Here is a 7,602-nt window from a genome sequence, read left to right on the forward strand (position 1 = left end):
GGGTGGCGTCGAACTTGATCCAGCCGGGGCCCTTGGGGTCGACGGACCAGAGGCGGTTGTCGGGTCCGTTGACGTAGGTGATGAGGTGGTTGGTGGTCGGGTCGACGACGGTGGTGGGGTCGCCGGCGGCGTAGGCGCCGAAGTCGACCCATCCCGGGCCCTGGGGGTCGACGGACCACAGGTGGTTGTTGGAGTCCCGCACGTACGTGACCAGGTGACCGGTGGCCGGATCCACCACCGTGCTCGGCCGCCCGGTCGGCCCCTTCGGCTGCGGAGCAGGCGTCGACGCATCGTCGACGATGTTCCTGTAGCGGTACGCGGTGTAGCTGCTCATCGGGTGAGACGACAGGTAGGAAGCGTTCAGGTCGCCGTCCGTGTTGAAGTTGGTCGGCCTGGAGCGGCTGCTCTCCTGGTAGTAGTTGAAGGTTCCGGCGTTCCTGTCGCGCCAGCCCGCGAAGAGGACCACGTGGTCGCTGCTGTTGAGGATGTCTCCCGGCTGAAGGTCGGACCTGTTGATGGCCGTGGAGTACGAAGGGAGTCCGCCGGTGGTCGGGCTCTCCTTCAGTTCCCAGGCCATGGAGACGAATCCGGAGCAGTCCTGGCGGTAGCGACCGCCGGTCTGCGAGTCGGACCACCAGCTGTACGGCGCGGTGAGCCCGTTGACGCTGTAGGGGACGCGCTGGTCCACCCAGGCCTGGGCGCGGACCAGCGCCTGGCTGCGAGTGACCTGGCCGCCCGGATTCGCGTTGTTGCCCAGCGAGCCCGTCGAGGACGCGGCCATGGAGGTGGACAGGACGCTGTCGGCGTGTGCGGGCGCCGAGGCCAGCACCGTGGAGGCGGCACAGGCGGCGACGATCGCGCCGATCGTGCGCGCGGACGACTTCCTGAGGGACATGAGGACTCTTCCTTCGGTTCGGTGAGGTCGGACGTCGAAGCTCGGATCAGTGCTGGGCCCCGAGCGCGGCGAGAGCTGCGAGCACCGACGGGTCGGTGCCGGTGTCGTGGGCCGGGGCGGGACGCTCCTTCAGTTCGTCGAACTGGAAGAGCGTCAGGACACCGCCCTGCTGGAGGGCGTAGAAGTGGTTGGTCTGCTGCTCCGGGGCCGACATGCCGCCGACCCCGGTCCACTGCCGGGACCAGGACGTGCCATTGGCCGTCGAGGCGGTACGGATCACGGTCGCGTCCTGGGGCGCGGCCTGGCGGGCCTGGAGTTGCCGGGAGGATTCCTGGCAGGCATCCATGTCGGCGAGGAGGTGCTGGTAGGCGGTGTGGGCGGCTTCGGGGGTGGGGAACGAGAACAGCTGCTGCCCGGCGGGGTTCCGGGCCGTGCTGAGGTAGCCCTGCTGCTGCCAGGTGACGGCGCCGGAGATGCCTGCGCACTCGTTGAGGGTGATCCTGCGGTTGTGCACGTCCTGGCTGCTCAGCGGCCCGTCGGGCTTCCACCCGAACTTCGGGGCGATGGGCAGTTGTGCCAGTCCGGCCGGCTGGACGGCTGCGGTGAGGGCGGTGCCGGCCGGTGCTGACGGTGCGGTGTCCGGCGCCTTCGGGACGGCCGGCGTTCCGGTGGTCGGCGTGGCGGAGGCCGGAGCGAGGGGCGTGGGCGATCCGGTGGGCCCGGTCGCGTCGGCGGGGGCCGTCGGCGGCAGCACCGGTGTGGAGGCCGTATCAACTCCCGCTGTGGGCTGCGGCGTTGCTGTGAGGGGTGGCAGGGTGCCGGGCGTGCTCGCTCCGGACGCGACGGCTGCGGGTGCGTCGGTCCCGGCCGTCGCGCAGCCGGTCACCACAGCCGCGGCGCAGAGGGCGAGGACCGCCGAGGCAGCGGTGAAGGTCGAACGGTGGGTACGGCCGGGCATGACGTCTCCCCGTGGGATGAGAAGGGCAGGAAGGATGGGCGAAGGGCCGTGTGGCGAATAGATTCGCCTAGCAGGGCAGGGTGAGGCAGCCGAGGACGGCGGGCGCCGTATGGGGCGTGAGGGATCGGCGGCGGCCGGGGTCAGCCACGGTTGATGGCGAAGCCGTGCGAGGAGAGCTGTCCGCGCACCCGGTCGAGCAGTGTCTGAACCTGGGTCACTGCGGCCGTCTCGGAGGCGGACCGGACGAAGAAGTAGAGCTTCAGCCCTTGTTCGACGTGCTTGGTGGTGAGGTGCTCAAGGCCCTCGGCGGGCCTGGCGTGGGCCCAGATGACGTCCTCGACGACAGGGCCCGACGGCCCCGTCGGAGGGGATCCGCTCGATGGTGTCAGGAGGACCGTGATGACCCGCATGCGGGTCAGTCCCACCCGATGACCTGCGAGGAAATGGCTGTGTCGGTCCGAGAGCCCGCACTGGTCGCAGCGGACGCGGTCTGCGCGGCGGCGGGCTGCATCAGGGCGGCGAGGCCGGTGGTCGCGATCGAGGCAGCGGTGTGGAACATGGTGATCCCCCGAGAAATCGGACGGTGTTGGGGACGGTGTGGCCCTGGGCGGCGCCAAGGCCGGGGAGTTGTCCTCCCCGTCGTCCCGGCGATCACCATCTTGGGGGCCCGGGCCGTTCGCGGGGAACGGTTCCGAGCTGTCACCAATAGGCCGGGCCGCTTGGTGACACGATGACAGTGATGGCGATTATGATCGACATGCAGGACTTGCGGACGACGACGCTGGAGCTGGGGGATGAGCAGTGCTCAAGGCGTTCGGACTGGATACCCGCACGGAGGCCGTCTACCGGGGGATGCTGGACGGAACCTCCGGCGGCGTCGCCGAACTCGCGATACGGGTTGGGACTACCGAGTCAGAAGTGAGGGAGGCGCTTGACCGGCTGGTGGAGCTCGGCCTGCTGACCCCGTCCCGGGAAGTCGCCGGCGGGCTCCGCGCCGTCAGCCTGGAGGCGGGACTGGCGAACCTGTTGCGCCGGCAGGAAGAGGAGATCGCCAGGCGTCACCACGCCCTCGCGGTCGGCAAGGCGGCCGCGGCACGCGCCCTCGCCGAGTACGCGACCCTGCGCCCCGACACCGAACAGGACAGTAACGAACGCCTCGTCGGTCTGGACGCCATCCAGGCCCGTCTGGAGGTCCTCACCCAGGGCCTCCGGGAGGAATGCCTGTCGATCATTCCGGGGGGCGCCCAGTCCGAGGCGAGTCTGGAGGCCTCCCGTCCGCTGGACGAGCAGGCCTTGAACCGGCAGGTGCGGATGCGTGCCATCTATCAGGACAGCGTCCGTAACGACCCCGCGACGGTCGCGTACGCCCAGTGGACCACCGAGCGTGGCGGCGAGGTTCGCACCAGCTCCGTCCTCCCGGCCCGCCTCCTCGTCTTCGACCGGAGCACAGCCATCGTCCCGATCGACCCGGACAACTCCCGCCTGGGCGCGGTCTGTACCACCTCGCCGGGCATCGTGGCCGCTCTCATCGCCCTGTTCGAGCAGACCTGGGAAGCGGCCGTCCCGCTCGGCACCACCCGCGGTCAGGCGCCGGAGGACGGGATCAGCCCGGGGGAACAGGAACTGCTGAGACTGCTGGCCTCCGGGATGACGGACGAGGCTGCCAGCAAGCGCCTCGGTGTGTCGATGCGGACGGTCCGACGACAGATGGCGACCCTGATGGAACGCCTGCAGGCGACCAGCCGCTTCGAGGCAGGACTCAAGGCAGCCTGGCGCGGCTGGCTCTGAATCGGCCCACCCCTGCCGGCCGAAACCGGGCTCCGATCGTTCGGTGAGCGACCACCTCAAACGCCCGAGTCCCCGTGCCCTGCCGCGCCGCGGTCTTCGCCCTGTCCGGCGCCCGCTCGTCCCGGCCGGCCGCGCCGCCGTTCTCGGGCCGTAGGCCCTCAGTGCCGTTGTATTGCTGTCAGTCACGGCGAAGGCCGGCAGGGACGGTGGCTGCTCACTGACGTGCGGGCTGGTGGTTGTTCAGCTGTCCGGGTCGCAGACGGCGACGAGGTCTTGCCGGACAACGAAGCCCGGAACACCCCTGAGCCTGCCCACCGACGCCATCGCCGACCGGCTCCAGGAACTCGCCTCCGCCACCCGTTGACCCACTGACCTGCCCCGCCCGCCCATGCGGGCGGGCCCCACCGAACGGAGAAGCCCGTGAACACCGCCTACGACCCTGCCGCCCTCGCCCCGGCCACCTCCGCCACCGGATACCTCCTCAGCATCACCACGCTGGCGCTCACCGCCCCCAACCCCACCTGCCGAAGCCCGAACCCTCCTTGCCCTGGTGCTCAACCGCCGATTCTGACCCGTTGGTGTCGCGCGGCCCACCCGCGGCACGGCTCGCACCAGGTGGGCGGCTGGTCAGCTGTCCGCGGGTATCAGCAGGTCCGGAGTGAGGTCTGCCCGCCGAGGTAGGTGCGTGAGGGGCGCACCTCCGCGCTTCGTCTCAGCCAGCCCAGCCCTCGGCATTCGAGTACGACTCGAAGGAGTAGCGCGTGTCTCGGCCCCACTCCTCACCGGTGATACGTGGACGGGGATCCGGTGCGTGTCGAGGCCCGCTGGCTGCGTGTCGCGCTGAGGAACCGGACCGGCGGCCTGCCCGCCCCGGTGGCGCCGCAGATCCCCGCCGACACCGGTGGCCGGACGCCTCGCGAGGAGGTCGCCCGGGCGCTCGCCGTCGCCGCCGCCTACCGGAGCATCGACGCGAACCCGGCGGACGACCGGCCCCGGCATCACCCGAGCGCCGGGGGAACGCCGGCCGCGGTCGGGTGAGGCCCTGTCACAGCCAGCCTCGGTGGGCGGCCTTCAGCCCGGCCTCGAACCTGCTGGTCGCCTGGAGACGCTCCATCAGCGCCGCCATCTGGCGGCGCACGGTGCGCATGGAGACGCCCAGGCGCTTGCCGGCGGCTTCGTCGGTCATGCCGGAGGCCAACAGCCTCAGTAGCTCCCGCTCACCCTCGCTGATGCCGTCCTGGGGTGCGTGGCCTCGACTCGCGCCCAGGGGAACGGCCGAGTCCCAGGTCTGCTCGAACAGGGCGACGAGCGTGGCCACGATCCCGGTGGAGGTGGTGCACAGGGCGCCCAGCCGGGAGCTGTCCGGGTCGATCGGGACGAGGGCCGTGGTCCGGTCGAAGATCAGGACACGGGCGGGCAGGACCGGGCTGGTACGGACCTCTCCGCCGCGTTCGGTGGTCCACTGCGCGTAGGCGAGCGTGGCGGGGTCGTTGCGGACGCTCTCCTGGTAGACGGCGCGCATCCGCACACCCCGGCTCAGCGCCAGCTCGTCCAGCGGGCGCGACGCCTCCAGGCTCGCCTCGGACTGGGCTCCGCCCGGGATGATGGACAGGCACTCCGAGCTGAGCCCCCGGGTGAGGATCTCCAGGCGGGCCTGTATCGCGTCGAGGCCCAGAAGACGCTCGTTGCCGTCCCTCTCGGTGTCGGGGCGCAGCGAGGAGTACGCGGCGATGGCCCGTGCCGCGGCTGCCTTCCCGGCCGCCAGTTCGTGCTGGCGCCGGGCCAGCTCCTCCTCCTGGCGGTGCAGCAGATGCGCCAGCCCTACTTCCGGACTGACGGCGCGCAGGCCCCCGACGGACTCCCGCGACGGGGTCAGCAGGCCCAGGTCGACGAGCCGGTCGAGTGCCTCTCGTACCTGCGACTGCGCCGCTCCCACCCGTGTGGCGAGCTCGGCGACGCCGCCGCAGGCCCCGTCGAGCATCTCCCGGTAGACGCCTTCCGTATGCCTGTCCAGCCCCAAGACATCCAGCACTGCCTGGCTCCCCCACTCGCGCTCTACGCCGGCGAACACGCCACGATGACGATCATAATCGCCACATGTGAGCTGGTGTCACCATCCGGCCCGTCCCATTGGTGACACCCCGAACCTGTTCCCCTGGGCCCGCCCGACCAGCAGGATGGTGATCACCGGGGCAGACGGGAGCACAGCTCCCCAGACCGCGGGACGACACGGGCCGTACCGGCCCGACCACCTGAGGGGACAACCATGCTCCGCATCGCTTTGACCATCGCCGCCGCCGCCGTCGCCGCCGCCCTCCCGCTCGCCGCCGCGCCGACCGCCGCCGCCGTCGCCGCCGCCCTCCCGCTCGCCGCCGCGCCGACCGCCTCCGCCGCGACCGCGGCCGGCACGGCCTCGCTCACGACGTCCGCCCAGGTCATCGGTTGGGACTAGCCATCATGCTGGTCGTCCTTGCCCACCTGGGCACCATGACCGCCTCCACCCCGCCGGACTCGGCCGGCCCGCTCGTCGAAGACCTGATCTGGGCCCACGCCAGACCGTCCGAAGGTATCGAACACCTCACCGTCCGTCCCGCTGCACACGGCCTGGACCTCTACTTCTTCATCCGGTCCGACCCCGGCCGAACCGCGCAGGACCGGGTGAAAGCCCTACTGGAGCGGCTCCACAGGTCGTTCTCCCACCACGGCTTCGCGTTGGACCACCACTGATCCTCGCGGCGAGCCCTGCTGCCCTGTCGCCGCCCGCGAAACGATCGTAGTCGCCGGATCCGGATCCGGAGCCCGACCCGGGGAGCTGGGGAGCCGGGGAGCCGGTCCGGAAGTCGGATCCGCCGGTCCGACACAGCCCGACCGGAACCACGCCATGCCGACGCCGGCAACCACACCTTCCTGTGACACCTGACCCGCCGACAGACCTGATTGCGCGTCCGACACTCCAGGCTCTTCCACCGGTCAGCCGTCCGGCCTGCGCCCACCCGACCGCCATGGGTTCCCGGCATGCCAATTCCACCCGGCGAACCCGTAACGAGGACCCTCTGTCATGCCTCCTTCCCGCAACCCGAGAGCCGTCCGCGTCGCCCCGGCCGGTGCCGCCGCTTCGGCAGCCGCCACCACCGCGCTGTCATCAGCTCCGCCCATGGAAGCGCCGTCTCCACCCTCAATGCCGGCCGCCGGCGCCGCCCACGCCCGGACACAAACGAGAGGAAGCCGACCAGGCATGTCCACCCGCCGACAGTCCCGTCGCACCGCCCGCGCCACCACTGCCCTCGCCATCGGAACAGCCCTCCTTGCGGCTCTTCCCCACAGCCTCGCTCACGCGGCCTCCGTGAGCACCTGGGACAAGGTCGCCCAGTGCGAAAGCGGCGGCAACTGGTCGATCAACACCGGCAACAGCTTGTACGGCGGCCTGCAGATCACCATGCAGAACTGGCGGTACTACGGCGGCACCGCCTACGCCGCCCGCCCCGACCTCGCCACCAAGCAGCAGCAGATCCTGACAGCCGAGAAGATCCTCGCCGACCAAGGCGCCGGCGCCTGGAGCTGCGCACCCGGCACAGGCCTCGGCACCGACCACGCCGACCCGTACCCCTCGACGCCATCGACCATTGCCGGCGGTGGGCTCTCGGCCGCGGCGACCGGAAACACCGTTCGCCTGCAGCTGATCGGCTCGAACGGCTCGCAGTACGCCAACGACGGCAACTACACGACCGGTACCTGGTCGGCCTGGACCCGCATGGACAACGCCACCCTCCAGTCCATCAGCGCCGTGGCCATCGGCAACGTCAACCACGTCTTCGCCGTGGCCGCGGACGGTGGCGTCTACACCCGCGACGCCGATTACAACACGGGCACCTGGTCCAGCTGGATTCCCGTCCCCGGCGGAGCCGGCGGCGCCAGGGCCGTCACCGCCGCTGCCACCGGCAACACCGTGCATCTGGGGATC

9 protein-coding genes and 1 pseudogene are annotated in these 7,602 nt (G+C 71.0%); 5 read left to right on the plus strand and 5 right to left on the minus strand.

What is annotated here, in order from left to right:
* From ACIRST_RS33715 to ACIRST_RS33730, 4 genes and pseudogenes are all read right to left on the minus strand, one after another.
* Nucleotides 1-895: pseudogene (locus ACIRST_RS33715) on the minus strand (hypothetical protein); the annotation flags it as partial.
* A 46-nt stretch (nt 896-941) separates the two neighbouring features.
* Complete coding sequence (locus ACIRST_RS33720; protein WP_402807179.1) at nt 942-1,853, minus strand: hypothetical protein; 912 nt, start codon at nt 1,851-1,853, stop codon at nt 942-944.
* A gap of 140 nt (nt 1,854-1,993) precedes the next feature.
* On the minus strand, nt 1,994-2,263 hold the full coding sequence (locus tag ACIRST_RS33725) for a hypothetical protein (RefSeq protein WP_350526719.1): 270 nt from the start codon (nt 2,261-2,263) through the stop codon (nt 1,994-1,996).
* Nucleotides 2,264-2,268: 5 nt separating this feature from the next.
* Nucleotides 2,269-2,412, minus strand: a complete 144-nt coding sequence (locus tag ACIRST_RS33730) for a hypothetical protein (RefSeq protein WP_402807181.1) — start codon at nt 2,410-2,412, stop codon at nt 2,269-2,271.
* 293 nt (nt 2,413-2,705) lie between these two features.
* On the opposite strand from ACIRST_RS33730, the gene ACIRST_RS33735 reads away from it, so the two are divergent.
* Both ACIRST_RS33735 and ACIRST_RS33740 read left to right on the plus strand, forming a co-directional pair.
* Nucleotides 2,706-3,641 (plus strand): LuxR C-terminal-related transcriptional regulator, encoded by a 936-nt coding sequence (locus tag ACIRST_RS33735; protein ID WP_402807235.1) that lies wholly within the window; start codon nt 2,706-2,708, stop codon nt 3,639-3,641.
* Between the two features lie 807 nt (nt 3,642-4,448).
* The gene (locus ACIRST_RS33740) at nt 4,449-4,679 is read left to right on the plus strand and encodes a DUF6545 domain-containing protein (protein WP_402807184.1); all 231 of its coding nucleotides are present in this window, start codon (nt 4,449-4,451) and stop codon (nt 4,677-4,679) included.
* A 7-nt stretch (nt 4,680-4,686) separates the two neighbouring features.
* Here the strand turns inward: ACIRST_RS33740 and ACIRST_RS33745 are convergent, their stop codons facing one another.
* A complete protein-coding gene (locus tag ACIRST_RS33745; protein WP_350526723.1) occupies nt 4,687-5,673 on the minus strand; it encodes a helix-turn-helix transcriptional regulator in 987 nt (328 codons plus the stop codon).
* Nucleotides 5,674-5,907: 234 nt separating this feature from the next.
* On the opposite strand from ACIRST_RS33745, the gene ACIRST_RS33750 reads away from it, so the two are divergent.
* From ACIRST_RS33750 to ACIRST_RS33760, 3 genes are all read left to right on the plus strand, one after another.
* Nucleotides 5,908-6,093, plus strand: coding sequence for a hypothetical protein (locus ACIRST_RS33750; RefSeq protein ID WP_402807187.1), 186 nt, complete (start codon nt 5,908-5,910; stop codon nt 6,091-6,093).
* Between the two features lie 5 nt (nt 6,094-6,098).
* Nucleotides 6,099-6,368 (plus strand): hypothetical protein, encoded by a 270-nt coding sequence (locus ACIRST_RS33755; RefSeq protein ID WP_350526725.1) that lies wholly within the window; start codon nt 6,099-6,101, stop codon nt 6,366-6,368.
* A 616-nt stretch (nt 6,369-6,984) separates the two neighbouring features.
* The coding region (locus tag ACIRST_RS33760; RefSeq protein ID WP_402807189.1) for a transglycosylase family protein at nt 6,985-7,602 on the plus strand (618 nt) is incomplete at its 3' end.

Source organism: Kitasatospora sp. NPDC101447 (assembly GCF_044767225.1).
Taxonomy (GTDB): Bacteria; Actinomycetota; Actinomycetes; order Streptomycetales; family Streptomycetaceae; genus Kitasatospora.

What these genes read in the sequence shown, in the direction of transcription:
- ACIRST_RS33720 (WP_402807179.1), bottom strand. Translation starts at nt 1,853, where the DNA reads ATGCCCGGCCGTACCCACCGTTCGACCTTCACCGCTGCCTCGGCGGTC.
- ACIRST_RS33725 (WP_350526719.1), bottom strand. Translation starts at nt 2,263, where the DNA reads ATGCGGGTCATCACGGTCCTCCTGACACCATCGAGCGGATCCCCTCCG.
- ACIRST_RS33730 (WP_402807181.1), bottom strand. Translation starts at nt 2,412, where the DNA reads ATGTTCCACACCGCTGCCTCGATCGCGACCACCGGCCTCGCCGCCCTG.
- ACIRST_RS33735 (WP_402807235.1), top strand. Translation starts at nt 2,706, where the DNA reads ATGCTGGACGGAACCTCCGGCGGCGTCGCCGAACTCGCGATACGGGTT.
- ACIRST_RS33750 (WP_402807187.1), top strand. Translation starts at nt 5,908, where the DNA reads ATGCTCCGCATCGCTTTGACCATCGCCGCCGCCGCCGTCGCCGCCGCC.
- ACIRST_RS33755 (WP_350526725.1), top strand. Translation starts at nt 6,099, where the DNA reads ATGCTGGTCGTCCTTGCCCACCTGGGCACCATGACCGCCTCCACCCCG.